At 64.6% G+C, this 26,707-nt stretch carries 27 protein-coding genes; 12 read left to right on the forward strand and 15 right to left on the reverse strand.

The features are described from left to right. Positions 1-95: 95 nt before the first annotated feature. A complete protein-coding gene (locus IG197_RS05980; protein WP_192317654.1) occupies positions 96-971 on the forward strand; it encodes an alpha-1,2-fucosyltransferase in 876 nt (291 codons plus the stop codon). A gap of 50 nt (positions 972-1,021) precedes the next feature. Here the strand turns inward: IG197_RS05980 and IG197_RS05985 are convergent, their stop codons facing one another. From IG197_RS05985 to IG197_RS06010, 6 genes are all read right to left on the reverse strand, one after another. Beyond that, positions 1,022-1,621 (reverse strand): glutathione S-transferase family protein, encoded by a 600-nt coding sequence (locus tag IG197_RS05985; protein ID WP_192317656.1) that lies wholly within the window; start codon positions 1,619-1,621, stop codon positions 1,022-1,024. 110 nt (positions 1,622-1,731) lie between these two features. Then, positions 1,732-2,475 carry a ribonuclease T2 gene (locus IG197_RS05990; protein ID WP_192317658.1) on the reverse strand — a complete coding sequence of 248 codons (744 nt, stop codon included), beginning with the start codon at positions 2,473-2,475 and terminating at the stop codon, positions 1,732-1,734. Positions 2,476-2,491: 16 nt separating this feature from the next. Beyond that, positions 2,492-2,935: a hypothetical protein gene (locus IG197_RS05995; RefSeq protein WP_182574433.1), complete on the reverse strand. Its 444-nt coding sequence runs from the start codon at positions 2,933-2,935 to the stop codon at positions 2,492-2,494. Between the two features lie 53 nt (positions 2,936-2,988). Beyond that, positions 2,989-3,849: a 23S rRNA (adenine(2030)-N(6))-methyltransferase RlmJ gene (locus IG197_RS06000; protein WP_192317660.1), complete on the reverse strand. Its 861-nt coding sequence runs from the start codon at positions 3,847-3,849 to the stop codon at positions 2,989-2,991. Next, complete coding sequence (locus tag IG197_RS06005; RefSeq protein ID WP_192317661.1) at positions 3,846-4,481, reverse strand: hypothetical protein; 636 nt, start codon at positions 4,479-4,481, stop codon at positions 3,846-3,848. The genes IG197_RS06000 and IG197_RS06005 overlap by 4 nt, the downstream gene beginning before the upstream one ends. Positions 4,482-4,538: 57 nt before the next feature. Then, positions 4,539-5,219, reverse strand: a complete 681-nt coding sequence (locus IG197_RS06010; RefSeq protein WP_192317663.1) for a TetR/AcrR family transcriptional regulator — start codon at positions 5,217-5,219, stop codon at positions 4,539-4,541. Positions 5,220-5,305: 86 nt separating this feature from the next. On the opposite strand from IG197_RS06010, the gene IG197_RS06015 reads away from it, so the two are divergent. Then, entirely contained in the window at positions 5,306-5,794 is a 489-nt protein-coding gene (locus IG197_RS06015; protein ID WP_192317665.1) for a carboxymuconolactone decarboxylase family protein, read from the forward strand. 75 nt (positions 5,795-5,869) lie between these two features. On the opposite strand, the gene IG197_RS06020 is transcribed toward IG197_RS06015, so the two are convergent. Both IG197_RS06020 and IG197_RS06025 read right to left on the reverse strand, forming a co-directional pair. Beyond that, positions 5,870-6,319, reverse strand: a complete 450-nt coding sequence (locus tag IG197_RS06020) for a DNA polymerase III subunit chi (protein WP_192317667.1) — start codon at positions 6,317-6,319, stop codon at positions 5,870-5,872. An 86-nt stretch (positions 6,320-6,405) separates the two neighbouring features. Then, complete coding sequence (locus IG197_RS06025; RefSeq protein WP_192317669.1) at positions 6,406-7,902, reverse strand: leucyl aminopeptidase; 1,497 nt, start codon at positions 7,900-7,902, stop codon at positions 6,406-6,408. A gap of 303 nt (positions 7,903-8,205) precedes the next feature. On the opposite strand from IG197_RS06025, the gene lptF reads away from it, so the two are divergent. The 6 genes from lptF (at position 8,206) to rsmA (ending at position 15,794) form a co-directional block, all read left to right on the forward strand. Beyond that, entirely contained in the window at positions 8,206-9,405 is a 1,200-nt protein-coding gene (lptF, locus tag IG197_RS06030; protein ID WP_067964057.1) for an LPS export ABC transporter permease LptF, read from the forward strand. Beyond that, complete coding sequence (gene lptG / locus IG197_RS06035) at positions 9,402-10,490, forward strand: LPS export ABC transporter permease LptG (RefSeq protein WP_067964059.1); 1,089 nt, start codon at positions 9,402-9,404, stop codon at positions 10,488-10,490. Before lptF ends, lptG begins: the two co-directional genes overlap by 4 nt. 12 nt (positions 10,491-10,502) lie before the next feature. Next, complete coding sequence (locus IG197_RS06040; protein ID WP_192317671.1) at positions 10,503-12,878, forward strand: LPS-assembly protein LptD; 2,376 nt, start codon at positions 10,503-10,505, stop codon at positions 12,876-12,878. Positions 12,879-13,005: 127 nt separating this feature from the next. Then, on the forward strand, positions 13,006-13,941 hold the full coding sequence (locus tag IG197_RS06045) for a peptidylprolyl isomerase (RefSeq protein ID WP_192317672.1): 936 nt from the start codon (positions 13,006-13,008) through the stop codon (positions 13,939-13,941). A 3-nt stretch (positions 13,942-13,944) separates the two neighbouring features. Then, entirely contained in the window at positions 13,945-14,967 is a 1,023-nt protein-coding gene (gene pdxA / locus IG197_RS06050) for a 4-hydroxythreonine-4-phosphate dehydrogenase PdxA (protein WP_192317674.1), read from the forward strand. Continuing rightward, positions 14,964-15,794, forward strand: a complete 831-nt coding sequence (gene rsmA, locus IG197_RS06055) for a 16S rRNA (adenine(1518)-N(6)/adenine(1519)-N(6))-dimethyltransferase RsmA (protein ID WP_154385084.1) — start codon at positions 14,964-14,966, stop codon at positions 15,792-15,794. The genes pdxA and rsmA overlap by 4 nt, the downstream gene beginning before the upstream one ends. Before the next feature lie 170 nt (positions 15,795-15,964). Here the strand turns inward: rsmA and gmk are convergent, their stop codons facing one another. From gmk to fabD, 7 genes are all read right to left on the reverse strand, one after another. Further along, complete coding sequence (gmk, locus tag IG197_RS06060) at positions 15,965-16,618, reverse strand: guanylate kinase (RefSeq protein WP_115732845.1); 654 nt, start codon at positions 16,616-16,618, stop codon at positions 15,965-15,967. A gap of 3 nt (positions 16,619-16,621) precedes the next feature. Beyond that, a complete protein-coding gene (locus IG197_RS06065; protein ID WP_067964071.1) occupies positions 16,622-17,512 on the reverse strand; it encodes a YicC/YloC family endoribonuclease in 891 nt (296 codons plus the stop codon). Between the two features lie 113 nt (positions 17,513-17,625). Then, positions 17,626-18,846, reverse strand: a complete 1,221-nt coding sequence (mltG, locus tag IG197_RS06070) for an endolytic transglycosylase MltG (RefSeq protein ID WP_067964073.1) — start codon at positions 18,844-18,846, stop codon at positions 17,626-17,628. A 99-nt stretch (positions 18,847-18,945) separates the two neighbouring features. Next, complete coding sequence (gene fabF / locus IG197_RS06075) at positions 18,946-20,208, reverse strand: beta-ketoacyl-ACP synthase II (protein ID WP_192317676.1); 1,263 nt, start codon at positions 20,206-20,208, stop codon at positions 18,946-18,948. Between the two features lie 29 nt (positions 20,209-20,237). Then, positions 20,238-20,474 carry an acyl carrier protein gene (locus tag IG197_RS06080; protein ID WP_055978681.1) on the reverse strand — a complete coding sequence of 79 codons (237 nt, stop codon included), beginning with the start codon at positions 20,472-20,474 and terminating at the stop codon, positions 20,238-20,240. Between the two features lie 206 nt (positions 20,475-20,680). Continuing rightward, the gene (fabG, locus tag IG197_RS06085) at positions 20,681-21,418 is read right to left on the reverse strand and encodes a 3-oxoacyl-[acyl-carrier-protein] reductase (protein WP_192317678.1); all 738 of its coding nucleotides are present in this window, start codon (positions 21,416-21,418) and stop codon (positions 20,681-20,683) included. A 56-nt stretch (positions 21,419-21,474) separates the two neighbouring features. Continuing rightward, entirely contained in the window at positions 21,475-22,416 is a 942-nt protein-coding gene (gene fabD, locus IG197_RS06090; protein ID WP_192317680.1) for an ACP S-malonyltransferase, read from the reverse strand. A gap of 428 nt (positions 22,417-22,844) precedes the next feature. Here fabD and IG197_RS06095 point away from each other — a divergent pair, with 428 nt between their 5' ends. From IG197_RS06095 to rplI, 4 genes are all read left to right on the forward strand, one after another. Then, positions 22,845-24,701, forward strand: coding sequence for an LTA synthase family protein (locus tag IG197_RS06095; protein ID WP_154385196.1), 1,857 nt, complete (start codon positions 22,845-22,847; stop codon positions 24,699-24,701). Positions 24,702-25,117: 416 nt separating this feature from the next. Then, entirely contained in the window at positions 25,118-25,603 is a 486-nt protein-coding gene (gene rpsF / locus IG197_RS06100; RefSeq protein WP_067964080.1) for a 30S ribosomal protein S6, read from the forward strand. Beyond that, the gene (gene rpsR / locus IG197_RS06105) at positions 25,603-25,851 is read left to right on the forward strand and encodes a 30S ribosomal protein S18 (protein ID WP_018427106.1); all 249 of its coding nucleotides are present in this window, start codon (positions 25,603-25,605) and stop codon (positions 25,849-25,851) included. Before rpsF ends, rpsR begins: the two co-directional genes overlap by 1 nt. A gap of 215 nt (positions 25,852-26,066) precedes the next feature. Beyond that, on the forward strand, positions 26,067-26,642 hold the full coding sequence (rplI, locus tag IG197_RS06110; protein ID WP_192317682.1) for a 50S ribosomal protein L9: 576 nt from the start codon (positions 26,067-26,069) through the stop codon (positions 26,640-26,642). The last annotated feature ends 65 nt before the right edge of the window (positions 26,643-26,707 follow it).

Below are 26,707 nucleotides of genomic sequence, written 5' to 3' on the forward strand. Positions count from 1 at the left end.
GCCGTTTCGAACAGGCAAGAACATCCGCCTCATTCGAATTTGATTTCCGCCGCCGCCGCTGGCACTAAGCGCAATCATTCGCAGCGGGCCGCCAGATGAAACAGCAGATCGTCGCCAGCATCTATGGCGGCCTTGGCAACCAGATGTTTCAGTTCGCCATGGGCCGCGCCATGGCGCTGCGCAGCCGGAGCGCGCTTGTGCTCGATACCAGGTGGTTCGACAGCTCGCCCTCGGTGAGCTTCCGGCTCGGCCATTTCAACATCGGCCCGGCCGTCACCTCAGGCACGCTGCCGCCACGGCGCAGGCAAGAGCGGCTGCGTTATTATCTCTGGCACGCGACGGGGCGGTTCCCGACCCGGGTCAGGGAGAACGGCCTCGGCTTCGATGCCGGCATGCTTGTCCCGCGCAGCAATCTCTGGCTCGACGGCTATTGGCAGTCGCAGCGTTATTTCGCCGATTGCATCGAGGTGATCGCCAACGATTTCCGCATCGTCACGCCGCCCAGCCCGGAGAACGCCAAACACCTCGCGGCAATCGCCGCCTGTCCGGCGATCTCGCTGCATGTCCGGCGCGGCGACTATCTTCTGCCGGAGAACCAGGCGCTGTTTGCCGCCTGCTCCAAGCAGTATTACGCCAAGGCCGTGGATCAGATGATCGCGACGATGACTGAGGAGCCGGTCATCTATGTCTTCTCCGACGATCCCGACTGGGCCCGCGACAACCTCGCCTTCCCTGTCGAGAAACGGGTGATGGGCCATAATGGCCGCGACGCCGACTATGAGGACATGCGCCTGATGAGCGCCTGCCGCCATCACATCATCGCCAACTCAAGCTTTTCCTGGTGGGGCGCCTGGCTCAATCCCTCGCCCGACAAGATCGTCATCGGGCCGGCGGCATGGTTTGCCGATCCCACGGCCAGCAACCCCGACATCTTGCCCGATGGCTGGCTGCCCTTGTCCAATCAAGGCTGAGCGCCGGGCCCGAGCACAAGGGCTGAGCAACCGCGTCCGGCCGCAGGCTCTCAGCCTTGCGGGACGGCGGCCTTCAGCTCGGGGAATTTTTCGTCGAAGCGGGCGGCCCAGCGCTTGAGGCGCGGGCGGCCCTTTTCCCACTTGCCGGGGAAGCGCAGGTCGAGATAGCCGATCGCCGCCCTGAGCGCGATCTGGCCCGTGGTGATCGCCTTGGGCAGTTTCGGCGGATTGGCGTTGAGCAGGTCGAGCGAGCGCGTCACCTTCGACCACTGCTTGTCGATCCAGGGCTGGTGAATGATCTCTTCCGGACGCCCGCGGCGTTCGTAGACGATCGCGAGCAGGCAATCGCAGATGCCGTCGGCCAGCGCTTCCAGGCGTTCGGCATCGAGGCGCTTGTCGGCATTGCGCGGGAACAGCTTGTTGCCGGACAGCCGGTTCAGGTACTGGGTGATGACGCGGCTGTCATAGATGCTCTGCCCGTCATCTGTGATCCAGACCGGGATCTTGCCGAGCGGATTGGCGTCGGTCAAAAGCGCCGGCTGCGGGCCGGTCTCGACGGTGACGGATTCGACTGAAATGCCAACGTATGCGGCCGCCATGCGGACCTTGCCGCTGTAGGGCGAAGCGGGAGAATAGAAAAGTTTCGGCATGGAGGTCCCCTTTTGCGCCGGCGACCATATCAGCACGTGCTGTTCCGGCAACATCCGGCTGCCGGAATCAGGGCGCCAAAATCGGAGTTCGCCAGAATCAGGGGCAAAAATCAGCCGCCGCGCACCGGCGGCATCACCACCTTGTCGAGCCGGCAGGCGCGGCGGTCGATCTCGGGACAGGCGCGGAAGGCGAGTTCCTTTCCCATGCAGATGCGCAGCTCGCGCAGATAGCGCCGGTCGCAGGTCACCGCGACCGCATCGGCCGGCATATCGGGATTGGACTGCAGGAAGGCACGCTCGGCCTGGCCGGGCGCCAGCGTGCGATAGCTGGCCAGGCTCTTGAATTCCTTTGGAATTTCGATTCTGTCGCGGGCCGCCCGCAAGACCTTGAAATAGTCGTCCTGGCCAAGCCCGCTGCATGTGCCATGCTTGCGCCACTGGTGACGGATCAGGCCGGCCGAGGGGATCAGGTCGTAGAGGCCGCGCAGCCTGTCGCTTGACACGTCGCTGACGTTTGTCGGGCAGTTCTCGGGATAACCGCGCTCATATTGCGGCCACAGGCCATGCACGACGAAGCCATAGGGGCGGCCTGCGCGGCATTGCTGGCCGTTGGCCTGTTCACCCTCGGCCTCGCAATAGCTCGGCGACCAGGACAGAGCCAGCACATAGAAGTCGAACCCTTGTCCACGCGGGACAGCCGCCTGCTGCGCCCCAGTGGCAGGCCCGGCGGCAGCCTTGTCGGCAGCCCCAGTTTCAGACTTGTCGGCGGGTTGCGACTGCTCGGCCGGCGCACAGGCGGCCAGCAAGGCAAAGGCCGCAGCTGTCAGCGCGGCCTTTGCGAAATTGCGGATCATGTCAGCCCGGCTCGCCTCAGCGCAGGACGCGGCAGCGGCCGTTATAGACGTACCAGCGGTCGAAGCCCGAGACGCAGAACTCGACATTGTCGCCGATCGAGGCAAAACCCATGCCCTCCTCGATCAGGTACCAGATGTCGCGGTCAGCACCATCGGACAGGACCACTGTCGCGCCGCAATAGCGGCGGCCGATCGGATGGTTCTCGTCGGCCGGCTCGTAGCGGTGTTCGTGGATGCGCTGGAAATCGGTGATGGCAACCTGCGGCAGGTTCGGCACGTGGCGGACCTGGTAGCTGAAGCGGCTGGTGATGCGGTTGAGCACGGCAGCGTTGCCGCAGATGCCCGGATCGGAATAGTCGGCGCCGACGGAGAGGTCGGCTGCCTGGGCGGAGCCCGCGCCCGACAGGGCCGTTCCGAGGCCAATCATAACGGCAAAGATGGTGCTGGCGACGCGACTCATGGTTCCCACTCCAAGGCTTGTGGGGCGCAGTTTGCGGTGTCGCCGCTTCGCGGTCAAGAAGCGGCGTCTTCGCCCGCCAGCCACTCGACCGACCAGCGCGCGCCGGGGCCTTCGGCCAGCAGCTTGCCGAGCGCCGGCAGCATGGTGTTGAGCTCGCTTTCGAGCTGGTAAGGCGGGTTGACCACCACCATGCCAGTGCCGTCGAGCCGCGGCTCGGCCGAGGGCGGCCTGATGTAGAACTCGATGTCCATGATCTTGGGGATGCCGGCATCGCCAAGCGCCTCACGGAACGCCGCCACCGCCTTGCGGTCCTTGACCGGATACCACAAGGCGAAGATGCCGCCCGGCCAGCGCCGGTGCGCCTTCTTCAGGCCCTCGACCAGCCGGTCGAACTCGCCGCCGATCTCGAAGGGCGGATCGACGAGCACCAGGCCGCGCTTTTCCTTGGGCGGCAGATGCGCGCCGAGCGCCAGCCAGCCGTCGAGCTCGGTGACGCGGGTCTGGAAGTCGCCTTCGAAGTGCTGGGCAAGCGTCCTTGCGTCCTCGGGGTGCAGTTCGATCGCCGACAGGCGGTCCTGCTTGCGCATGAGATGTCGCGCAATGACAGGCGAGCCGGGATAGCGCGAGATGCCGCCCTCTGCGTTGACGGCCCTGACGGCGTCGAGATAGGGCGCCAGCAGAGCTGCGGCGTCAGCGGGCAATCGGGCCTCGATCAGGCGGCCGATGCCGTCATGCCACTCGCCCGTCTTTTCGGCCTCTTCCGATCCGAGGTCGTAGAGCCCGATGCCGGCATGGGTGTCGATGACGCGGAACGCCTTGTCCTTGCGCTTGAGATAGTCGACCAGCCGGGCGAGCACGGCGTGCTTGACCACGTCGGCAAAGTTTCCGGCATGATAGGCGTGGCGATAGTTCATGACCTGTCGGCGTCCCTGCCCCAACGCGGCGCAGGAGGTGGCGAATTGGGCGGCCGGGAGTTGGGATTGTCGGGCCGGCTGTCCTTCTTGCGGCGCAAGGACAACACCAGGCCGACAAAGCCTACGGCCATCAGCGACAGCCCGATCGGTTGCGCCCGCTGGTCGACCTCGAGGCCGCCCGACCGCAAGATGAGATCGACGCGCTGGATCTGGATGTTGTCGGCATCGCCCTGCTCGATGACGAAACGGTAGCTGCCCGGCTGGATCTCGCGGATCAGCCCGGCATCGTCGCGGAACACCGGATCGGGCAATTGCGGGCTGCGCTCGCGCGGCGTGGTGTCGTAAAAATTCAGCGCCTCGGCGAGCACGGTCTGGCCGCGCGTCGAGGCGGTGATGGTCAAGACGGCACTTGCCGGATTGACCTGCGGCGGCGCCAGCGTGGTCAGATCCACCAGCACACGCACCGGCGCATCGCTCGACGCCAGCGCGACCTCCACCGGGCGATAGCCGCCTGACCGGTCATAGGCGCGGTAGGTGCCGATCTCGCGGCCGGCAAAATTGGTCGCCGCCCAGGGATACAGGATGCCGAGACCGGTGCCGGCAAGCAGGATGATCAGAAACAGGAACCGCATGTCGCTCGTTACTCTGGACCGAAACAGCAATCGCCCCGACCGGGCGATTTTTTCGTACTACGGCTTTTGCGGCGTGGCGGAAAGGGTCGCCCGGCCATGCGAGGCAACTTCCCGTTCCATCTCGTCGAGCAGCATGTCGAGGCCGAGGTCGAAGGTCTTGTCGAACGCGGCCACGGTGAAGAACGGGCCGGCCGCAGCGACATTGGGATAGTCGCGCCGCAATTGCGCGTCGTCGACGGTGGTCACCGCCGAGGCGCCCCTGGCGTAACCTGCCGTCTCGTCGAGGATCGCCCCCATCAGGTAATAACCGACCGCGCGGAACAGCCGGGCGGCGCGCTCCTTGCCGAAGCCGCCATCCTCGAACACGCCAAGCACGCCGTCGAGCCAGGCCAGGCATTTGGGCGAATTCATCCGGTAGGTGACGAGGAACGGCGCGAAGGCCGGATGGGCGCGGCCGATGGCGCGGAAGTCGCCCATGACAGCCCGTGCCCGCTGCCGCCAGGGCAGTTCACGCGGCGGGATCTGCAACTCGCCGACCAGCCTTTCGACCAGCGCCTCGAACAGATGCGCCTGCGAGGCATAGTGATGGTAGATGCTCATCGCCTCGCAACCGAGCGCCTGCGCCAGCTTGCGCATCGAAAAGCCGGCCAGGCCCTCACGCTCGATGACCTCGAAGGCGGCCCGCTCGATCATGTCGCGCGACAGCTTCGCTCGCTTTTTGTTGATCGCCCTGTCCATCCGCTCGCCTTGACAACTTACACTGTAAGGATCATCAATTCGCGTACCTTACACCGTAAGGGAAAAATGATCCAGAGGAGGAAGTCATGCCCGCATATGCATCCATCTTCGCCTCGTTCCGCCGCTCGATGACGGTCCTGGCCGGTACAGCTAGCCTTGCCATCTCACTTGCCGCAATGCCCCTGCCCGCTGTTGCCGACGACTATGACGCGACAGTCAAGGACATCCAGAAGACGATGGGCACAGTGCCCGCCTTCATCAACCAGTTCCCGAGGGCGGGCCTGCCCGGCGCTTGGTCGGAGCTGAAGGCCATCGAGCTCAGCGACAAGACCGCCCTGCCGCCGAAGACCAAGGCGCTGATCTCGCTTGCCGTCGCCGCCCAGATCCCGTGCAGCTACTGCATCTGGGCCGACACCGAGAGCGCCAAACAGGCGGGTGCTTCGCCGGAAGAGATCCAGGAAGCCGTCGCCATGGCGGCGCTGACACGCCACTGGAGCACCATCTTCAACGGCATGCAGGTCGATTTCGAGACCTTCAAGAAGGATCTTGGCGGCGAGAAAAGCGCTGCCAAGTAACCTACCGGCTTCGGCAGCGGCGCGGCGGCCCGTCAGGTGCGCCGCGCTTTCTTGTGCGCCGCGCCCGCCTGGCTGTCAGGCCTTGCGCTCCCAGCGCTTGTCGGCACCCTGCTGCCAGTAGGTCACCGTGTGGCCGGCTGTTTTCATCGTCTTCCAGTGTTCCCTCGCCCCTTCGAGCTGGGCCGCGTCATGGCCGTCGAACAGGAACACCGCCCGCTGATAGGGCGAAACGTCGGGCGGCGCAGCACCGTCGACGAGGAATCGGATCTCGGCGGCGTTGGCATTGGCTTCCGTCACCGTCAGCACCACCGGCTGGTCAGCGACATGCGCCTCGCGGTCGCTGCCATGGGCGAGAAACGAATCGTCGCGGAAGGTCCACAGATGCTGGTCGAGGGCGTCGCGGCGCTCTTCGCTGCCACACTGCACCACCGCCTTCCAGCCGCGCTGCAGACTGCGCTCGAGCAGGCCCGGCAAGGCATCCTCGAGCGTCGATTCGGTCAGGTGGTAGAAAAGGACTTCAGCCATGAGGCAATGCTATGCCCCAATTCCAGTCGCGGGTGAAGCTTCCCAGGCAACCGCGCTGACGACGCGCGGTTGCCTGGACTTGGGCCTTAGCCCTCGTAGTGATCGCGGACGAGGCGATCGAGCAGCCGCACGCCGTAACCCGAACCCCAGGACTGGTTGATCTCGCTGCTCGGCGCGCCCATGGCGGTGCCGGCGATGTCGAGATGCGCCCAGGGCGTGTCCTTGACGAAGCGCTGCAGGAACTGCGCGGCGGTGATCGAGCCGCCATAACGGCCGCCGATGTTCTTCATGTCGGCATTCTTGGAATCGATCAGCTTGTCGTATTCCGAGCCGAGCGGCATGCGCCACAATTTCTCCTGCGTCGCCGTGCCCGCGGCGGTCAGGCGCTCTGCGAGCTCGTCATTGTTGGAGAACAGGCCGGCATGGCTCTGGCCGAGCGCCACCATGATCGCCCCGGTCAGCGTCGCCAGATTGACCATGAATTTCGGCTCGAAGCGCTGGTTGCAGTACCACAGCGCATCGGCCAGCACGAGGCGGCCTTCGGCGTCGGTGTTGAGCACCTCGATGGTCTGGCCCGACATCGAGGTGACGATGTCGCCCGGACGCTGGGCGTTGCCGTCGACCATGTTCTCGACGATGCCGATGATGCCGACGACATTGACCTTGGCCTTGCGGGCGGCGAGCGCATGCATCAGGCCGGTGACGGCTGCGGCGCCGCCCATGTCGCCCTTCATGTCCTCCATGCCGGCCGCCGGCTTGATCGACACGCCGCCCGAATCGAACGTCACGCCCTTGCCGACGAAGGCGACAGGCTTGTCCTTGGCCTTGCCGCCGCTCCACTGCATGACCGCCAGACGCGGCGGACGCACCGAACCCTGGGCAACGCCGAGCAGCGAGCCCATGCCGAGCTTCTTCATTTCCTTCTCGGTCAGGATCTCGACCTTGACGCCGAGCTTTTCGAGCTCCTTGGCTTCAGCCGCGAACTCGACGGGACCGAGGATGTTGGCCGGCTCGTTGACGAGGTCGCGGGCCAGCAGCACGCCGCCGACGACGGCCTCGGCGTCGGCAAAGGCTTTCTTGGCGGCAGCCGGATCGGCGCAATGGATGGTGATCTTGGCCGGCTTCCTGTCCTCGGCCTTGCCGTCACCATTGTCCTTCTTGGTCTTGTATTTGTCGAAGCTGTAGCTGCGGAGCTGGATGCCGGAGGCGATGCCGGCCGCGGCCGCGCCATCTGTCGTGACGCCTTGAATGTCGAGGATCACGGCCACTTCGGTTGCCTTGCGCAGCTGCGCTGCGACCACGCCGCCGAGCTTCAGCCAGGCATGATCGTCGAGCGACGCCGCCTTGCCCGTACCGATCGCCACGAGCCGGTCGACGGCGGTGCCTTCGGGCGCCAGCACCTCGACCACGCCACCGAATTTGCCGTTGAAGTCGGCGACCGGGAACGCACGATCGAGCGCCTTGGCCGGATCGTTGGCACGCGCCGCATCGCTCAGCCCGCCTTCGTCGGCGGAAAAGACGATGACGGTGCCCTTCTTGGGCGTGCCCGGCTTGGCAAAACTGATCGACGGCTTAGAAGTCATGATATCCCGCTTTCGGATCCCGTTCAGATGGTGCGCGACATTTCGTCGTTTTCGCCGGTTTGGCAAGCCTCCCGTCATGTTGGCCCGATATGATTAAAGCTGAAAATTGTTCGGAAACCTCGTGTTAACCACTTCCGTTCGGCGTTTCTTAGCCATTGGCTAGGAGAGTCCGAATGGCGGGAGAAAGTGTTGGCGGTGCTGACGGCAGTTGTGCCGGCATGCCTTGGACTATAGTTTGGACACCCACCGGCCACGCGACGTCAGTCGGCCGGCCAAGTCGGAAACACGGAATCCTGATCATCGATGAAGGTTGTTGAGCGCTACATTCTGCGTCGTGCGTTCGCGGTGTTCATCGCGGCGTTGACGTGGACATTGGCGATCGTCTGGACCACCCAGGTGCTCGGTCGCATCGACCTCGTCACCGACAGCGGCCAGTCGGCGCTGACCTTCTTCGAGGTCGCGGCCCTGATCCTGCCGACGGTCATTCCCATCGTCGTGCCGTTTGCCGTCATCATCGCCGTGGCGCTGACGCTGAGCACGATGAACAGCGATTCCGAGCTGGTGATCCTCAATGCCGCCGGCGCCTCGCGGCTCACCGTCATCCGGCCGATCATCATCCTCGCGGTCTGCGCGGCGATGTTTTCCTTCATCGTCGACAACGTCGCCAACCCGATGGCGCGCCAGCGCAACCGCGAGCTGATCGCGACGTCGCGCGCCGACCTTCTGTCGCTGATCATCCAGGAAGGCACCTTCCGCAAGGTCGACGATGGCCTGTTCGTGCAGGTCGGCGAGCGCCTGCCCAATGGCGGGCTGGGCGGCATCTTCGTCGCCGATTCGCGCGAGCCCAATGTCGACCTCGTCTATTATGCCAAGGACGGCTCGTTCATCGAACGCAACAAGAAGCAGATGCTGGTGATGAATGAGGGCGTCATCCACCGCAAGGCGCCGGGCGGCGAAGTCTCGGTCATCAGCTTCGACTCCTATGCCTTTGATCTCAGTGAGTTTTCCGCTGCCGCCAACGAAGTCACCATGCAGCCGAAGGACCGCTCGACGTCCTATCTGATGCAGCCCCAGCACGGCGACAAATTCTACCAGCGCAACCCGCGCCTGTTCGACGCCGAGCTCAACCGCCGCTTCTCCGACTGGCTCTATTCGATCGCCTTCGCCTTCATCGCGCTTGCCGTCGCCGGCGACGCGCGCTCGCACCGCGAGGCCCGAATCCATCCGCTTGTCACCACGGTGGCGATCGCCCTGTTCTTCCGCTGGCTCGGCTTCTTCGCCAACAGCAAGGCCGAAGCCTTCGCCTGGATCGGCTATGTCGTCTATGCCATTCCCATCGGCGCCTCGCTGTTTGCGCTGTGGTTCATCCGAAACCACCGCAGCATGGAGCTGCCGGTTTCGGTCGCCGACCGCATGGCAGCGGCAGCCGCACGGCTGCGCGACGGCTTCACCGCCTTCCGCCAGCGCCTCACCGGCCGCGCTTCGGGCCAGGGAGCGGCATGATGGGCTGGACGCTTGGCCGCTATTTCCTCATCCGCTACGCCGTCATCACGACGTGGTTCTTCATCGGCATCTACGCGCTGATCTTCATCATCGACGTCACCGAATTCTCGAGCAATGTCGGCGGCCTGCCCGGCTTCAAGTTCTCGATCGCGATGACCGTTTCGGCCCTGCGCGTGCCGATGATCATGCAACAGACCGTGCCGTTCGTGGCACTGTTCAGCGCCATGGCGACGCTGGTTTCGCTCAACCGGCGTTATGAGCTGGTGATCGCGCGCGCCGCCGGCATCTCGGCCTGGCAGTTCCTGTTGCCCTGCTGCATCGGCGCGCTGCTGTTCGGCCTGGTCACCGTCGGCATCCTCAACCCGATCGCCGCTTACGGCTTCTCGCATTCCGAAACCATCGAATCCGAGCTGCGCTCGCGCCAGTCCAATTCGGTCTCGGCGTTCTCGGCGCCGTGGCTGCGCCAGAAGGCCGAGGGCACCGAAGTCATCATCGGCGCCCGCGCCGTGCTCAACCAGGGTCTCGAGCTGTCGGACGCGGTGTTCTTCATCTTCGACGACAAGGGTGACATGGTCGAACGCAAGGACGCCGAGCGCGCCTATCTGCGTGACGGCCACTGGGAACTGGTCAATGTCCGCAGCATGAAGGGCGGCAAGAATTTCACCTCCCAGCCGGTCGATCAGGTGCCCACCAACCTGAAGCCCGAATTCGTGCAGGAACGGCTGGCGCGGCCCGAAACGATTCCCTTCTTCGAGCTGCCGTCGAAGATCGAAGTGGCGCGTTCCTTCGGCCTCAGGGCCAACGCATTCGCCATGCAATTTCATTCACTTGTCGCCCTGCCCTTCCTTTTGGTTGCAATGACGCTCATTGCTGCAACAGTGTCGATGCGATTTGCACGTATGGGGCAGTCGGCAACGATGATTCTGGGTGGCGTCGTCGCCGGCTTTCTGCTTTATGTCGTTTCGGTTCTGGTCAAAGCATTTGGCAATGCGGGATTCGTGCCGACTTATATTGCGGCGTGGTTTCCAGTAGTGGTCGCAATGTTTTTCGGGGTGACGTTCCTGCTTTATAAAGAGGACGGTTAGTTGAGGGGCGCAATGGCCAACCGCAGGGCCCATATGGCAGGCCTTCTGGGCGCAACCGCGCTCGCGTGCCTGTTTGCGGTCGCGCTGCCGTCCGCACCTGCTTTCGCGCAGACTGTCGCCGACCTCGCACCCAGCGTGCCGGAAGGCGCGCAGATGCTGCTCGAGGCGGACACGCTGGTTTATGACAACGACGCCAGCACCGTCACTGCGGTGGGCGGCGTGCAGATCGACTATGCCGGCAACCGCCTGGTCGCCCAGCGCGTCACCTATGACCGCAAGACGTCGCGGCTGATCGCCAGCGGCAATGTCGAGGTCGTCAATTCCGACGGCACCAAGATCTTCTCGCAGGAGATCGACATCACCGACGACTTTGCCGACGGCTTCGTCAACACGCTGCGCATCGAGACCGTCGACAAGACCTATTTCGCCGCCGAAAGCGCCAAGCGCGAAGGCGGCTTCCTGACGACCTTCAACAACGGCGTCTACACCGCCTGCGAACCTTGCGAGGCAAAGCCCGACAAGGCGCCGATCTGGCGCGTCAAGGCACAGAAGATCATCTGGAACGGCAAGAAGAAGACGGTGCGCTTCGAAAACTCGAATTTCGAGTTCTTCGGCTTCCCGATCGCCTTCCTGCCGGCCTTCGAGATCGCCGACCCGACGGTCAAGCGCAAGAGCGGCTTCCTGATGCCCGGTGTCAGCTTCAACAGCAAGCTCGGCATCGGCGTGTCCGTTCCCTATTATTTCGCGCTTTCGCCGACCTACGACCTCACCGTCAAGGGCACCGGCTACACCAAGCAGGGCTTCCTCGGCGAAGCCGAGTGGCGCCAGCGCTTCAACAATGGCGAATACAGCCTGAAGATGGCCGGCATCTACCAGATGAATCCGGACAAGTTCGACCTCAACACGGTCGATCGCGGCCCGACCGGCGACGAAAACAAGCTGCGCGGCATGGTCGGCACCAAGGGTCATTTCGACCTCAATCCGCGCTGGGCCTTCGGCTGGAACATCCTTGCCCAGACGGACAAGAATTTCTCGCGCACCTACAGCATCAACGGCTTCTCCGAGAGCACGCACCGCTCGGAAGTCTATCTGACCGGCCTCAACGACCGGAACTATTTCGACCTGCGCGCCATGCGCTTCCAGGTCCAGGAAGAAGCGCTCGACAGCGACCCGAATGCGCGTGCCGACAAGCAGCCCTGGGTGCTGCCGTCGCTCGACTATGCCTATATTCCCGATGCGCCGCTGGCCGGCGGCGAACTGTCGTTCAACGTCAATTCGCGCGTCATCCAGCGCTCGGATCTCGATGCGAACATTACGGCGCCGAACGGTCCGACGGTCCACGGCATCGAAGGCACGTCGAGCCGCATCACCGCCGAAGCCCAGTGGAAGCGGACCATCGTCACCGATGGCGGCCTGCTGGTGACGCCGCTGCTCGCCTTCCGCGCAGACGGCAGCTATGTCGACGCGTCGGCCGCTTCGCTCGCCGCCATCAACACCATGGCCGCCGACCCCCGCATCAACGTCGCCGAGGACGTGCGCTCGTCGCTGTTCCGCTACATGGCGACGCTTGGCCTCGAACTGCGCTGGCCGGTGCTGTTCTCGTCGACCAGCTCGACCCATGTGCTCGAGCCGATGGCGCAGATCTTTGCCCGCCCGAGCGAAAGCGCCATTGGCGGCCTCGGCATCCCCAACGAGGATGCGCAGAGCTTCGTCTTCGACGCGGCGTCGCTGTTCGAGCGCGACAAGTTCTCCGGCTACGACCGCATGGAAGGCGGCACCCGCGCCAATCTCGGCCTGCGTTATTCCGGCAGCTTCAACAATGGCTGGACCACCAACGCGCTTGTCGGCCAGTCCTACCACCTTGCCGGCGACAACTCGTTTGCCGCACCCGACCTGGTCAATGCCGGCGCCTATTCCGGCCTCGAGACCGACACGTCGGACTATGTCGCGCTCGCCGGCATCGCCAGCCCGAACGGCTTCTCGGCTTCGGTCAGCGGCCGCTTCGACGAGCGTACGTTCGATGTCCGCCGTGCCGAGATGAAGGTCGGCCTCGACGCCCGTCCGCTCGCCGTGTCGGCGCGTTATGCCTTCATCCAGGCGCAGCCGCTCTACGGCTTTGCCAACGACCGCCACGAAGTGACGCTGGGTGCCACCGCCCGCTTCAACGACCAGTGGCGCGTCTTCGGCTCCGGCACCTACGACATCCAGGGCGACCTGCTGGTCAAGAACGGCGTCGGCTTCGCTTATGACGACGAGTGCTTCACCTATCTGATGTCCTATTCCGAGAGCCGCGATCACAACAAGCCGGACGAGGTCTCGCGCACCGTCGGCTTCAACATCTCGTTCCGCACGATCGGCGACTTCGGCAACGCGACGAGCGCCTTCTAGGCCAGCGGCGGAACGGCGGCACTGATTTGTCGGGGCGGCCCGACATCGTTTTGCCGCATAAGACGGCAATGACGGGGCAGATGATCCGGGCAAAGTCCGGATCAGGGGTTTGAACGGGACTTTTTCTATGCGGAAGCACCTCTTTTCGGCAGGCCTTGCCCTGCTCGTGGCGGCGACATCGCTTTCGATCACCGCCTACGCACCTCCGGCTCAGGCCAGCGAGATCAAGTACATCGTCAACGATGTGCCGATCACCAGCTACGACATCCAGCGCCGGGCGGCTTTCCTCAAGCTGCAGAAGCGCAAGGGCGATGCCGGCCAGGAGATGATCGAGCAGACGCTGCGCATCGCCGAGATGAAGCGGCTCAACATCCGCATCTCCGACAAGCAGGTCAACGAAGCCTATGCCCGCTTCGCCGGCTCCAACAAGCTCAAGCCGGCACAGATGGACCAGATCCTCGGTCAGGCCGGCGTGACATCGAGCCACTTCAAGGACTATATCCGCGCCCAGATGGGCTGGAACCAGGCTCTCGGCGCCCGCTTCCGCTCGGCTGACGGCGGCGGCATGTCGACCGAGCAGGACGCGGTGCGCCGCATGCTGCAGCAGGGCGGCGCCAAGCCGAGCGCCACCGAATACATGCTGCAGCAGGTGATCTTCGTCGTTCCTGCCTCCGAGCGCGGCTCGATCGGCAAGCGCAAGCGCGAAGCTGATCAGATGCGCGCCCGTTTCAACAGTTGCGACCAGACACGCGAATTCGCCAAGGGCCTGCTCGACGTCACCGTGCGCGACCTCGGCCGCGTCATCGCCCCGCAGCTGCCACCCGAATGGGCCGATCAGATCAAGAAGCTCAAGGCCGGCGGTGCCACGCCGGTGCGTGAGACCGACCGCGGCGTCGAGTTCATCGGCGTCTGCAGCTCGCGCGAAGTCTCCGACGACAAGGTCGCCCAGATGGTCTTCCAGGCCGAAGGCGCTACCGGCAAGGGCGGCGACGCCAAGGCCGAAGAGCTCAACAAGAAGTACCTTGAAGAGCTGCGGGCCAAGGCCCGCATCGTCACCCGCTAGGCCGTGGCTTCCAGCAGCCTGCCACTGGCGCTGACGTCGGGCGATCCCTCGGGCATTGGCCCCGAAATCGCTGTCGCTGCCTGGCGGCAGCGTGTGGCGGCCGGCGTGCCGCCCTTCTATCTGCTTGGCTGTCCGAAGCTGATTGCGGCGCGGGCGCGCGCCCTTGGCGTCGACGTCGCCATCGTCGAGACCGCCCCCGCAGGTGCTGCGCAAGCCTTCGCGGAAGCCCTGCCCGTGGTGCCGCTCACAGCGCCATTCATCGACACGCCGGGCCGGCCCGACACCGCCAATGCCGCCGGCATCATCGAGGCCATCGACCGTGCGGTGGCCGACACTTTCGAAGGCCGGGCCGCTGCCGTCGTCACCTGCCCGATCGCCAAGAAGCCGCTTTATGACGCCGGCTTCCGCTTTCCCGGCCACACCGAATATCTCGCCCATCTCGCGACCGAGCGGACCGGCGTCGACACCACCCCTGTGATGATGCTCGCCGGGCCGGAACTGCGCGCGGTGCCTGTGACCATCCACATCGCGCTGGCGGAGGTGCCAAAGGCGCTGACCACCGAGGCCATCGTCGAGACCGTGCGCATCACCGCACGCGACCTCAGTGCCCGCTTCGGCATATCAAGGCCGCGCATCGCCGTCTCCGGCCTCAACCCGCATGCCGGCGAAGGTGGGGCGATGGGCCACGAGGACGAGCGCATCATCCGCCCGGCGATCGCCGCGCTCAAGGCGGAAGGCATCGACGCCTTCGGTCCCCTGCCCGCAGATACGATGTTCCACGCCCGGGCGCGTGCCGGCTATGATGCTGCGATCTGCATGTATCACGACCAGGCGCTGATCCCGGCCAAGGCGCTGGCCTTCGACGAGACCGTCAACGTCACGCTCGGCCTGCCCTTCGTCAGGACCTCGCCCGACCACGGCACCGCCTTCGACATTTCAGGCAAGGGCATCGCCCGGCCCGACAGCCTGATCGCGGCGCTCAAGCTGGCGCGGCTGCTCGCCGACGGCGAGGCAAAGGCATCATGAGCACCAGCATCGACGGCCTGCCGCCGCTCCGCGACGTCATCGAACGCCATGGCCTGCAGGCCAAGAAGGCGCTCGGCCAGAATTTCCTGCTCGACCTCAACCTCACCGGCAAGGTGGCACGCGCCGCCGGCGACCTGACCGGCGTCACCGTCATCGAGGTCGGTCCCGGCCCCGGCGGCCTGACACGCGCGCTGTTGATGCATGGCGCGAAGAAGGTCATCGCCATCGAGCGCGACGAGCGCTGCCTGGCTGCCCTTGCCGAGGTGTCCGACCACTATCCCGGCCGGCTCGAGGTGGTGTCGGGTGATGCGCTGAAGACCGATTTCGCCGGCCTCGCCGCTGGTGAGCCGGTCAAGATCGTCGCCAACCTGCCCTACAATATCGGCACCGAGCTTCTGGTGCGCTGGCTGACCGTCGAGACCTGGCCGCCCTTCTACCAGTCGCTGACGCTGATGTTCCAGCGCGAGGTCGCCGAGCGCATCGTGGCAAAGCCAACCAGTTCCGCCTTTGGCCGGCTCGGCGTGCTGGCGGGCTGGCGCACTGATGCCCGCATCGCCTTCGACGTGCCGCCGCAGGCCTTTACGCCGCCGCCCAAGGTGACCTCGTCGGTGATCCATCTGGAGCCGCGCCGGGAGCCGCTGGCGGCCGATGTGAAGGTGCTGGGCCGGGTCACCGAGGCCGCCTTCGGCCAGCGCCGCAAGATGCTGCGCCAGAGCCTGAAAAGCATGGGCGGCGAAAAGCTGCTGCAAGCTGTCGGCATCGACCCGACCCGCCGCGCCGAAACGCTCAGCGTCGAGGAATTCGTGGCACTGGCAAAGGCGGTCTGAGACCACCCTCCCCGCGGATTATCCTTCCCGCAAACTACCTCCCGATTGTGAGGAGGGTGTCGGCGAGGCCGACGCGTGGGCGTGGCTGAATACCCCGACCCCGACGCTGCGCGTCGACCCTCGCTATAAGAAGGAGGGTAGGCGCCACAAGAAGGAGGGGTAAGAAAACCTCAGAGCTTCTCGTCGAGCAGTTTCGACACGAAGTCGAACAGGCCGGGCCGGCGGTCGCGGCGCAGGCGTTCCGCGGCGACGATGGCGCGGACTTCGGCGAAGGCGCGGTTGAGGTCTTCGTTGATCACGACATAGTCGTATTCGCCCCAGTGCTCGATCTCGTCGCGGGCGTTCTTCAGCCGCGTCTCGATCACCGCGTCCTGGTCCTCGGCGCGGCGCTTGAGGCGGGCCTTCAGCTCGCCCATCGACGGCGGCAGGATGAAGATCGAGACGATGTCGCCGCGCATCTTTTCCTTGAGCTGCTTGGCGCCCTGCCAGTCGATGTCGAACAGCATGTCGCGGCCTTGCGACATGGCAAGCTCGACCGGCTCGCGCGGGGTGGCGTAGAAATTGCCGTGCACCTCGGCCCATTCGAGCAGCGCGTCATTGTCGCGCAACAGCTCGAACTCGCGCTTCGAGGTGAAATGATAGTGGGCGCCGTCGATCTCGCTGCCGCGGCGCGGCCGGGTGGTGACGCTGACCGACAGCTTCAGCTCCGGATCGGTCTCGATAAGGTTGCGCGAGATTGTCGACTTGCCGGCGCCCGACGGCGACGACAGGACCAGCATCAAGCCGCGCCGCTTGATGACGATGGATGGGGCCTCGGCGCTCATGCGCTACTCCAGATTCTGAACTTGCTCGCGGAACTGATCGACCACGGCCTTCAGTTCCAGCCCGATGGCGGTCACTGCGGCGGCATTCGACTTCGAACACAGCGTATTCGATTCGCGGTTGAATTCCTGCGCCAGAAAATCGAGCTTGCGGCCGATGGCGCCGCCGCCGGCAAGCAGGATGCGTGCGGAGGCGACATGGGTCTTCAGCCGGTCGATCTCCTCGCGGATGTCGGCCTTGGTGGCGAGGAACGCCGCTTCCATGTTGAGCCGCGTCTCGTCGAGCGCGGGGGACGCCTCGAGCAGCAGCCGCACCTGTTCGGCCAGGCGCTGGCGGATCTGCGCCGGCTCGCGCGATGGATCCGCTTCGGCCTGCACCGTCAGCGTCTCGATGGTTGCGATGTGATCCGACAAAAGCGCGCGCAGCGCCTCGCCCTCGGCCTTGCGCGCCTCGACGAGACCGGCGAGGCCCTTTTCCAGGCCATCCATGATCACCGCGTCGATCGCCGCCCGCTGCTCTTCCGTCTCGACGGCCTCGGGCATGTCGAACACGCCGCGCAGGGCAAGCAGCCCGTCGGCGCTGGCGGGCGCCGCGCCATATTGCTCGACCAGGCGGGTGGCAAGCTCGGCCACGTCGCGCAGGAAATTTTCGTTGATGACCGGCTGCACCATAGCGCCGGCCGTGCGGCTGACCGTCAAAGTCGCCTGCACATTGCCGCGTGAAAAGCGCTTCTGGATCGCCTGCCTGACCGCCGGTTCGAGCCGCTCGAAGCCCTGGGGCAGGCGCAGGCGCACGTCGACGCTCTTGCCGTTGACCGACTTCACCTCCCAGGCGATCGCCGTTCCCTGGTGCTCGGCGGCCACGCGGGCGAAGCCTGTCATGCTTTGTAGGGTCATTTGGGTAGGGTCATCTGGGCAGGTTCATCTCAAGAGGTTCATCCGGGCAGCGCGTCCTGTCTTCCTGCAGCGTGCCCTGCGCGCGCCCCAGGCGGGGCAATGCAGGCCTGTTCCTACTTCTTGACGGCGTTGGTGGTGGCGGCGTCCTTCTTGGCCGGATCGGCCTCGTCAGCCGCCTTCTCGTCCTCGACGACCTTGCGCTGGAAGGCGCGCCAGCGGGCGACGTTTTCGTTGTGCTCGTCCAGCGTCTCGGCAAAGACGTGGCCGCCCGAACCGTCGGCGACGAAATAGAGATCCTTGGTCTTGGAGGGATTGGCCACCGCCTCCAGCGAGGCCTTGCCCGGATTGGCGATCGGCGTCGGCGGCAGGCCCTTGATGGTGTAGGTGTTGTAGGGCGTCGGCTTGTCTATGTCGGAGCGATAGATCGGCCGGTCGGCCGGTTTCCCCTTGCCGCCGAAGATGCCGTAGATGATCGTCGGGTCGGACTGCAGCCGCATGCCCTTGTTGAGGCGGTTGATGAACACCGCCGCCACGCGCGAGCGCTCGTCGCCGCGCGCCGTTTCCTTCTCGACGATCGAGGCCAGCGTCACGAACTCGTTGATGTCGGCGAGCGGCAGGTCAGGCGAGCGCCGGGCCCAGATGGTCTCGACCAGTTCCTTCTGGTCGGCCAGCATCTTGTTGACGATCTGCTGCCTGGTCAGGCCGCGGGTGAAGCGCTGGGTGTCGGCGGCAAGCGTGCCTTCGGCGGGCATCTCGGTCGGCATGTCGCCGCTCAGCGCTTCCTGCTCGGCAATGCGTTTCCACGCCTGCTCGACGGTCAGTCCTTCCGGAATGGTCAGCGAATATTGCACCGACTTGCCGCTCTTCAGGAGCTCCATGATGTCGTGCATCGACGCGCCGGCCTGGATCTCGTATTCACCTGCCTTGAGCGAGCCGTCATTGCCATAGGCGCGCACGCCCATGCGGAAGATGCGGGCGTCGCTGATCAGGCCGCGCCGCTCGAGCTGGTCGGCGATGTCGGCCACGCCGGTGGCGGGCTTGACCAGGAAGGTCGCCGGCACCGTCGAGGGGCCCGCGCCGCCAAATTCCTGCTTGCCGAAATAGAGGGCGGCACCGCTGGCGAGGATCACCAGCACCGCCGTCGACATCATGAAATTGAGGAACACGACGACCTGGTTGCGCGAGGCACGCGACCGCTTGGACGGCGGCGGCGTGCCGGCTTCCGGCCGCAGCGCTTCCTGCGCGGTCTTTGGAACGATCGGATTGGCCGAAACCGGATTGGCCGGTGCGGCGCGTGGTGCGCCCTCTCCCTGCCCTGGCGTATTGATGCTCATCTTGCCTCGCCTTTGCGTCGAATCCCCGCCGGGAGACTAGGCTTGAATGTGGCAAAAATCACGGCAAAGGGCCCGCGAGGGGCCCCTTCCCACAACCTATCAGCCGTTGAAGCGCTGGAACACCAGCGAGGCGTTGGTGCCGCCGAAGCCGAAGGAGTTCGACAGAGCGACGTCGACCTGCCGCTTGCGCGGCGTGTTCGGCACCAGATCGATGGCCGTCTCGCGCTCGGGATTGTCGAGATTGATCGTCGCCGGCACGATGTTGTCGCGGATGGCAAGGATCGAGAAGATCGCTTCGGCCGCACCGGCAGCACCCAAGAGGTGGCCGATCGACGATTTGGTCGACGACATCGACACCTTGGAGGCGGCGTTGCCGACGAGACGCTCGACGGCGCCGAGTTCGATCGTATCGGCCATGGTCGAGGTGCCATGGGCGTTGATGTAGTCGATGTCGGCCGGCGTCAGATTGGCGCGCTTGAGGGCGGCACTCATGCAGCGGAAGGCGCCGTCGCCATCCTCGGCGGGTGCCGTGATGTGATGGGCATCGCCGGTCAGGCCGTAGCCGACCACTTCGGCGTAGATCTTCGCGCCGCGCGCCTTGGCATGTTCGAGCTCTTCGAGCACGACGACACCGGCCCCCTCACCCATGACGAAGCCGTCACGGTCGCGGTCATAGGGGCGCGAAGCCTTTTCGGGATCGTCGTTGCGATCGGTGGAGAGCGCCTTGCAGGCGGCAAAGCCGGCCAGCGACAGGCGTGTCACCGGCGCTTCGGCGCCACCGGCCACCATCACGTCGGCATCGCCGAACATGATCAGGCGGGCGGCATCGCCAATGGCGTGCGCGCCGGTCGAGCAGGCGGTGACCACGGCATGGTTCGGGCCCTTGAGCCCGTGCCGGATCGACACCTGGCCGGAGACCAGATTGATGATCTGGCCCGGAATGAAGAAGGGGCTGATGCGGCGCGGGCCGCGCTCCTTGAGGATCAGGGCATTTTCGGCGATGCCGTCAATGCCGCCGATGCCCGAGCCGATCATGACGCCGGTCGAATTCTGTTCGTCCGGCGTCTTTGGCGTCCAACCCGAATCCTTCAATGCCTCGTCGGCGGCCGCGATCCCGTACAGGATGAAGTCGCCGATCTTGCGCAGTTCCTTGGGTTCAAGGACCGCTTCGGGATTGAAGCTGTTGTTGGAGCCGTCGCCGCGAGGGATGACATTGGCGATCTTGCAGGCGAGGTCGTCGACCTCGAACTCCGTGATCCGACGGGCTGCGCTGCGGCCGGAAAGAAGCTCTTTCCAGCCGTGCTCGTAGCCCATGCCGAACGGTGAAAGCAGGCCAAGGCCTGTGACGACCACACGCCTCATCGCAGGCATCCCTGACAATTCGCGATCGCTCAGGCCGAAGCCTTGTCGATGTACTTCACGGCGTCGCCAACGGTGAGGATGGTCTCGGCCGCGTCGTCGGGGATCTCGACGCCGAATTCTTCTTCGAAAGCCATGACGAGCTCGACCGTGTCGAGGCTGTCCGCGCCCAGATCGTCGATGAAGCTCGCAGCTTCCGTCACCTTGTCGGCGTCGACGCCAAGATGTTCAATGACGATCTTCTTGACGCGCTCTGCGGTGTCACTCATGTGGGCATCCTCAGTCTGGTGTTGTTAGGTCTTCGTTAGCGGGCGGATTGCCGCTAATCAAGCTGTAATCTACGCTTTCCCAAGCGCTCGGGCGGCGGTCGGGTTTCGTCCTGGCCACCTGATGGAGCGCGGCAATACACGAAAAATTCACCGCGTCCAAGGCAAAAGGCCCGGTTATCCCGGCCAATTGCCCAATCAGATCCCAATCAGATCATCGCCATGCCGCCATTGACGTGGATCGTCTGGCCGGTGACATAGGCCGCCTCGTCGGAAGCGAGATAGGCGACCGCCGAGGCAACTTCCTTGCCGGTCCCCATGCGCTTGGCCGGGATCGCCGCCATGATCGCCTCTTTCTGCTTGTCGTTGAGCTTCTCGGTCATCGCCGATTCGATGAAGCCGGGCGCGACGCAGTTGACGGTGATGTTGCGGGTGGCGATCTCCTGGGCCAGCGACTTGGAGAAGCCGATCATGCCGGCCTTGGAGGCGCAGTAATTGGTCTGGCCGGGATTGCCGGTGACGCCGACGACCGAGGTGATGTTGATGATGCGGCCATGGCGGCGGCGCATCATCGGATGCGTAAGCTCGCGCGTCAGGCGGAACATCGCCGTCAGGTTGATCTCGATGACCTGGTCCCAGTCGGCGTCCGACATGCGCACGAACAGGCCGTCCTTGGTGATGCCGGCATTGTTGACCAGGATGTCGACGCCTTCGAGCTCGGCCTCGGCCTTCTGGCCCAGCGCCTTGACCTCGTCGCGGTCGGCGAGATTGGCCGGGAACAGCTTGACCCGGTCACCGAGTTCGCCGGCGAGCGCCTCGAGCTTTTCGATGCGGGTGCCGTGCAGGCCGACAATGGCGCCCTGGCTGTGCAGGATGCGGGCGATTTCTTCGCCGATGCCGCCGGATGCACCGGTGACGAGTGCCTTGCGGCCGGTCAGATCGAGCATGTTGCTACCTTCCTTGAAGAGCGCACCCTTCACACGGGTGGGGTCGTTTGAATCGTTCAGACGAGCGCGGCAATCGCCGCCTCGACATCGGCCGGATTGTTGACGGCTGACGTCGCGATCTCCTTGTTGATGCGGCGGGCGAGGCCCGACAGCACCTTGCCGGCGCCCACTTCATAAAGCGTGGTGACGCCGTTGTTGCCGAACCACTCGACGGTCTCGGCCCAGCGGACACGACCGGTGACCTGCTCGACGAGGCGGGCGGCGATCTCTTCCGGATCGGTGATCGGCTGGACAGTGACATTGGCAACGACCGGCACGACCGGCACGTTCTTCTTCACCCCGGCCAGCGCTTCGCGCATCTTCTCGGCAGCGGGTGCCATCAGCGCCGAATGGAAGGGGGCGGAGACCTGCAGCATCAGCGCGCGCTTGGCGCCCTTGGCGGTGCAAAGGGCCGCGGCACGTTCGACCGCTGCCTTCTCGCCCGAAATGACCAGCTGGCTGCCGCCATTGTCATTGGCGATCTGGCAGACCGAGCCCTGTGCTGCCTCGGCACAGGCAGCGTCGACGTCGCCCTGCTCGAGGCCGATGATCGCAGCCATCGCGCCCTGCCCTGCCGGCACCGCTGCCTGCATGGCGTTGCCGCGGATGCGCAGCAGGCGGGCTGCGTCGGCGACCGAGACGAAACCGGCGGCGGCAAGGGCCGAATATTCCCCGAGCGAGTGGCCGGCGACGTAGGACACCTTGTCCCTGAGCGACAGGCCGCGGACTTCCAGCGCCCGGAACGCCGCCATCGACACCGCCATCAGCGCCGGCTGGGCGTTGGCGGTCAAGGTCAACGTCTCCTCTGGTCCCTCCCAGATCAGCTTCGACAGCTTTTCACCGAGCGCGTCGTCGACTTCCTCGAAGACGCGGCGCGCTTCCGGAAAGGCATCGGCCAGTTCCTTGCCCATGCCGACGGCCTGGCTGCCCTGCCCCGGAAAAGTGAATGCAACGGCCATGTTGGTCTCCTGGCTACTTGCCGCATCGACCCGAACCGGAATCGGTTTTTCGGGCTTCGGCGGGCAGACATATCACGAGGTGCTGCGCCGGACGTCGTTGGAACCGGCGGCGCGCCATATCGTTGTGCCTCTGGCGCAATGGATACCGTCAAGTCAAGCCTTGAGGGCTTTGGCACCCCTCCGGGGCAAATAATCACAGAGAATTAATGCGAAAAACGTTTTGTTTGCCCCATCCTTCTCAATTTTGCCATATGCGCTAGGTTTTCGATGACAGTTTCGTGACGGTTGCGTGACGCCGCTGTCCAGCGTTCGAGGAAGTTGAGTTGGCAAAGCTGTTCGCGACAGGCAAAACGGTCGCCCGCGACGAGGAAAACGAGGCTGAAGCACTCAGCCGGCGTGCCTATGCGCTCGGCGTGCTGCGCTCGGTGATGATCACGCTCGCCGTCTCGGCGGTGCTGGTCTTCGCCATCGAATTCGTCGCCCGCGGTTCCTTCGTCGACACGCTCAATTTCTTCCAGCAGCCGTTCAAGCCGAGCTGGACCACGGTCGCGCTGTTTGCACTGCTGATCATCGGTTTCGACGCGCTGCTCGGCCGGCCCTATAACGGCCTTCTGGTCGTCGCACCCGTGGCGCTGGCGCTGGCCTTCGTCGGCCACCAGAAGTCGCTCTATCTCGGCGATCCGCTCTACCCGACCGATTTCCTCTATATCAGGCAGATCGTCGAACTGATGCCGCTTTTGGTGCGCGAGCGGCCGCTCGCCGGCATCGGCATTGCGGTCGGCCTCATCGGCGGCATCTCGCTGCTGGTGCTTGCCTGGCGTTACTGGCGCCGCCGCATGCCGGCGCTGTCGTTCTGGGCGCGCATGTCGCGCCTGGCGATCGCCATTCCGGCGCTGGCCTTCTTCGTCTCGATCATGGACTACGCCACCTTCTCGTGGACGCGCGACCGCCTGCAGATCATCCCGATGATGTGGGACCAGAAGGAAAACTACGCCTCCAACGGCTTTGCCATCGCCTTTGCGCTCAACGTGCCGATGGCCAAGGTCAAGGCGCCGCAGGGCTATTCCGACAAGGCCATCGACGCCATCGCGGCACCGTCGCAGGCAGCCGCCGTGCTGCCCGAGGAAAAGCCCGACGTCATCATCGTGATGAGCGAATCCTTCTGGGATCCGACGCGGCTGCCCGGTGTTTCGATCACGCCGGATCCGATCCAGAACGTGCGCGCCGCGCAGTCCGGCCACGTCTTCTCGCCCGAGTTCGGCGGCATGACCGCCAATGTCGAGTTCGAGGCGCTGACCGGCTTCTCCAACGCCTTCCTGCCGGCCGGCTCGATCCCCTACCAGCAATATGTCCGCGCGCCGGTGCCTTCGCTTGCCACCTTCTTCAAGAGCGAAGGCTACGACACCAAGGCCATCCATCCCTTCGGCAGCTGGTTCTGGAACCGCTCGTTTGTCTACAAGGACTTCGGCTTCGATACATTCCTGTCGGAAGAGAACCTGCCGCCACTGGAAAAGCGCGGGCCTCTGGTCTCCGACGCCGCGCTGACCGAAGAAATCATCCGCCAGGCCGACGCCACCGACCACCCCTTCTTCTTCTTTGCCGTCTCGCTGCAGAGCCACGGCCCCTATGAACCGAACCGCTACAGCGACACCACCCACAAGGTCGATGCGCCGACCTCGCAGTGGACGCGCGATTCGATCCTGACCTATGCCGAAGGTGCCTCCGATGCCGACCGCGGCCTGAAGCGGCTGATGGACTGGGCCAGCAAGCGTGAACGCCCGACGGTCATTGCCTTCTTCGGCGACCACCTGCCGCCGCTCGGCCCCGTCTATGTCGAGACCGGTTTCATGAAAGAGCCGGTCGCCAAGCGCAAGGCGCCGCTCGACGAGATGCTGGTGCAGCACGAGACGCCCTTGGTGGTGTGGTCGAACCGCACCGGTGCTGCACGCGACATCGGCTCGATCAGCCCGGCCTTCCTGCCGCTGCACGTGCTCGAGACCGCCGGCATCAGCCACCCCTACTACACCGGCTTCCTCGGCGACCTGCATGACCGCTACCGCGTCGTCGACCGCAACATGCTGATGCCGCGACAGGGCCAATCGGTGTTCGACTGGTCGCGCCAGAAGGAACTCGACCCGGCGATCCGCGATTTCCGCTGGCTGCAATATGACATGATGTTCGGCAAGCGCCGCGGCGCCAAGGGCTTCTTCCCCGAGACCGTCGACAAGGTCGTCGCCAACCGCACGCGCTCGCCGCTGTTCGTCCGGGACGAGGCATTCAGCTGAGCCAAAACCGGCTTGAAAAGGCCGGTTTCTCATCCCGGAAGCCTTCGGCTGAGCATCGAAATCGGGCGCAAAAAGCCCGATTTCTCATCCCGGAAGCCTTCGGCTGAACGTCGAAATCGGGCGCAAAAGCCCGATTTCTCAGGAAATCTCGGCCTCCCCCCTTGCCTTGTATCGCCTTAGCATATAGACGCCCGCCATCTGCCGGTCCCAGCTGGGGGCTGAACGGAGGGCCGGAGGCTTTCTTGAAAGCCGCCGTGTGAAGCGAAAACGCTTCCGCCTCCCGTGTCTCCGCTCTCGACCGTCTCGTCGTGCACCTTTCTTCTCCCGAGGTGGCCAATGGCCCTCGAAGGATCAGGGAAGTCGCAGAGGCTCTAGCCGCCGGGACCGGAAGATGGAAACGAAGAAAGGCAAAAACTATGGCTCTTTATGAACATGTGTTTCTTGCCCGCCAGGACCTCTCGCAGCAGCAGGTCGATGCACTTGTCGAACACTACAAGGGCATCATCACTGCAGCTGGCGGATCGGTTGGCCGGGTCGAGAACTGGGGACTGAAGTCCCTCACCTACCGCATCAACAAGAACCGCAAGGCGTATTACACGCTGATGGACATCACCGCGCCGTCGGCTGCCGTCAAGGAAGTCGAGCGTCAGCAGGGCCTGTCCGAAGACGTCCTGCGCTTCATGACCGTCAAGGTCGAGGCGCATGAAGAAGGCGTCTCCGCCATGATGCAGAAGCGCGAAGAGCGCTCCGAGCGTGGCGAACGCGGTGGCTTCGGCGACCGTCCGCAGCGCAGCTTCGGCGATCGCGGCGACCGTGGTCCGCGCAGCTTCGGCGACCGCGATGGCGGTGGTGATCGTGGCCCGCGCCGTCCGCGCGAAGGTGTTGAAGGGGGTGCAGAATAATGGTCGACATCAACCAGATCCCGACCCGTCGTCCTTTCCACCGTCGTCGCAAGACCTGCCCGTTCTCCGGCGCCAACGCTCCGAAGATCGACTACAAGGACGTGCGTCTGCTGCAGCGCTACATTTCCGAGCGCGGCAAGATCGTTCCTTCGCGCATCACCGCCGTCAGCCAGAAGAAGCAGCGTGAACTCGCCCAGGCGATCAAGCGCGCCCGCTTCCTCGGCCTGCTGCCCTACGTGGTGAAGTGATATCGGTTCCGGCCCGGCGGCATTCGCCCCGGGCCGGACCATTCCCTGCCGCGACGGGCGCGGTCGGGTGAACCTTCAAATCCCGGGTTGGATTTCTAAGGGAAATCCTAACTGCCGCGACAGGCAGGACAGCGAAACCGGCGGCAACGCCCTCATTGCTTCCTTGCCCGTTGAATTTTTCCGCTGCCTTTGCAGCCAACGAAAGGACAAGGACAATGGACGTCATTCTCCTCGAACGCATTTCCCGCCTCGGCCAGATGGGCGACACCGTCAAGGTCAAGGACGGCTTTGCCCGTAACTTCCTGCTGCCCAAGGGCAAGGCGCTCCGTGCCAACGAAGCCAACAAGAAGAAGTTCGAAGGCCAGCGCGCCCAGCTCGAAGCCCGCAACCTCGAGCGCAAGTCGGAAGCCCAGCAGGTCGCCGACAAGCTCGACGGCAAGTCGTTCATCATCGTGCGTTCGGCTGGTGAAACCGGCCAGCTCTACGGTTCGGTCTCGACCCGCGACATCGCCGATCTGCTGATCGCCGAAGGCTTCACGGTTGCCCGCAACCAGGTCGAGCTCAACCAGCCGATCAAGACCATCGGCCTGACCAATGTCGCCATCGCGCTGCACGCCGAAGTCGAAGTCACCATCACGCTGAACATCGCACGCACGGCCGACGAAGCCGAGCGTCAGTCGAAGGGCGAGACGCTGACCACCGCCGAAGCCATCTATGGCGACGACATCAACGAAAACGCCCGTCCGGACAGCTTCTTTGATCCGAACGAGGACGAAGGCGACGAAGGCTGATCTGAGCCTTCTGTCCCGATCCAAGTTTACCGGCCGGTATTCCGGCCGGTTTTCTGGACCAAGCC

The sequence above is a fragment of the Aminobacter sp. SR38 genome (genome assembly GCF_014843375.1).
Classification (GTDB): Bacteria; Pseudomonadota; Alphaproteobacteria; order Rhizobiales; family Rhizobiaceae; genus Aminobacter; species Aminobacter ciceronei.

Coding starts and splice junctions, on each gene's coding strand:
- IG197_RS06045 (WP_192317672.1), top strand. CDS start 13,006: ATGCGGAAGCACCTCTTTTCGGCAGGCCTTGCCCTGCTCGTGGCGGCG.
- IG197_RS05995 (WP_182574433.1), bottom strand. CDS start 2,935: ATGAGTCGCGTCGCCAGCACCATCTTTGCCGTTATGATTGGCCTCGGA.
- IG197_RS06020 (WP_192317667.1), bottom strand. CDS start 6,319: ATGGCTGAAGTCCTTTTCTACCACCTGACCGAATCGACGCTCGAGGAT.
- gmk (WP_115732845.1), bottom strand. CDS start 16,618: ATGAGCGCCGAGGCCCCATCCATCGTCATCAAGCGGCGCGGCTTGATG.
- IG197_RS05990 (WP_192317658.1), bottom strand. CDS start 2,475: ATGATCCGCAATTTCGCAAAGGCCGCGCTGACAGCTGCGGCCTTTGCC.
- lptG (WP_067964059.1), top strand. CDS start 9,402: ATGATGGGCTGGACGCTTGGCCGCTATTTCCTCATCCGCTACGCCGTC.
- IG197_RS06080 (WP_055978681.1), bottom strand. CDS start 20,474: ATGAGTGACACCGCAGAGCGCGTCAAGAAGATCGTCATTGAACATCTT.
- IG197_RS06095 (WP_154385196.1), top strand. CDS start 22,845: ATGATCACGCTCGCCGTCTCGGCGGTGCTGGTCTTCGCCATCGAATTC.
- IG197_RS06015 (WP_192317665.1), top strand. CDS start 5,306: ATGCCCGCATATGCATCCATCTTCGCCTCGTTCCGCCGCTCGATGACG.
- rpsR (WP_018427106.1), top strand. CDS start 25,603: ATGGTCGACATCAACCAGATCCCGACCCGTCGTCCTTTCCACCGTCGT.
- lptF (WP_067964057.1), top strand. CDS start 8,206: ATGAAGGTTGTTGAGCGCTACATTCTGCGTCGTGCGTTCGCGGTGTTC.
- IG197_RS06005 (WP_192317661.1), bottom strand. CDS start 4,481: ATGCGGTTCCTGTTTCTGATCATCCTGCTTGCCGGCACCGGTCTCGGC.
- fabF (WP_192317676.1), bottom strand. CDS start 20,208: ATGAGGCGTGTGGTCGTCACAGGCCTTGGCCTGCTTTCACCGTTCGGC.
- rpsF (WP_067964080.1), top strand. CDS start 25,118: ATGGCTCTTTATGAACATGTGTTTCTTGCCCGCCAGGACCTCTCGCAG.
- rsmA (WP_154385084.1), top strand. CDS start 14,964: ATGAGCACCAGCATCGACGGCCTGCCGCCGCTCCGCGACGTCATCGAA.
- IG197_RS06000 (WP_192317660.1), bottom strand. CDS start 3,849: ATGAACTATCGCCACGCCTATCATGCCGGAAACTTTGCCGACGTGGTC.
- rplI (WP_192317682.1), top strand. CDS start 26,067: ATGGACGTCATTCTCCTCGAACGCATTTCCCGCCTCGGCCAGATGGGC.
- IG197_RS06010 (WP_192317663.1), bottom strand. CDS start 5,219: ATGGACAGGGCGATCAACAAAAAGCGAGCGAAGCTGTCGCGCGACATG.
- IG197_RS06025 (WP_192317669.1), bottom strand. CDS start 7,902: ATGACTTCTAAGCCGTCGATCAGTTTTGCCAAGCCGGGCACGCCCAAG.
- IG197_RS05985 (WP_192317656.1), bottom strand. CDS start 1,621: ATGCCGAAACTTTTCTATTCTCCCGCTTCGCCCTACAGCGGCAAGGTC.
- mltG (WP_067964073.1), bottom strand. CDS start 18,846: ATGAGCATCAATACGCCAGGGCAGGGAGAGGGCGCACCACGCGCCGCA.
- IG197_RS05980 (WP_192317654.1), top strand. CDS start 96: ATGAAACAGCAGATCGTCGCCAGCATCTATGGCGGCCTTGGCAACCAG.
- IG197_RS06040 (WP_192317671.1), top strand. CDS start 10,503: ATGGCCAACCGCAGGGCCCATATGGCAGGCCTTCTGGGCGCAACCGCG.
- fabD (WP_192317680.1), bottom strand. CDS start 22,416: ATGGCCGTTGCATTCACTTTTCCGGGGCAGGGCAGCCAGGCCGTCGGC.
- fabG (WP_192317678.1), bottom strand. CDS start 21,418: ATGCTCGATCTGACCGGCCGCAAGGCACTCGTCACCGGTGCATCCGGC.
- IG197_RS06065 (WP_067964071.1), bottom strand. CDS start 17,512: ATGACCCTACAAAGCATGACAGGCTTCGCCCGCGTGGCCGCCGAGCAC.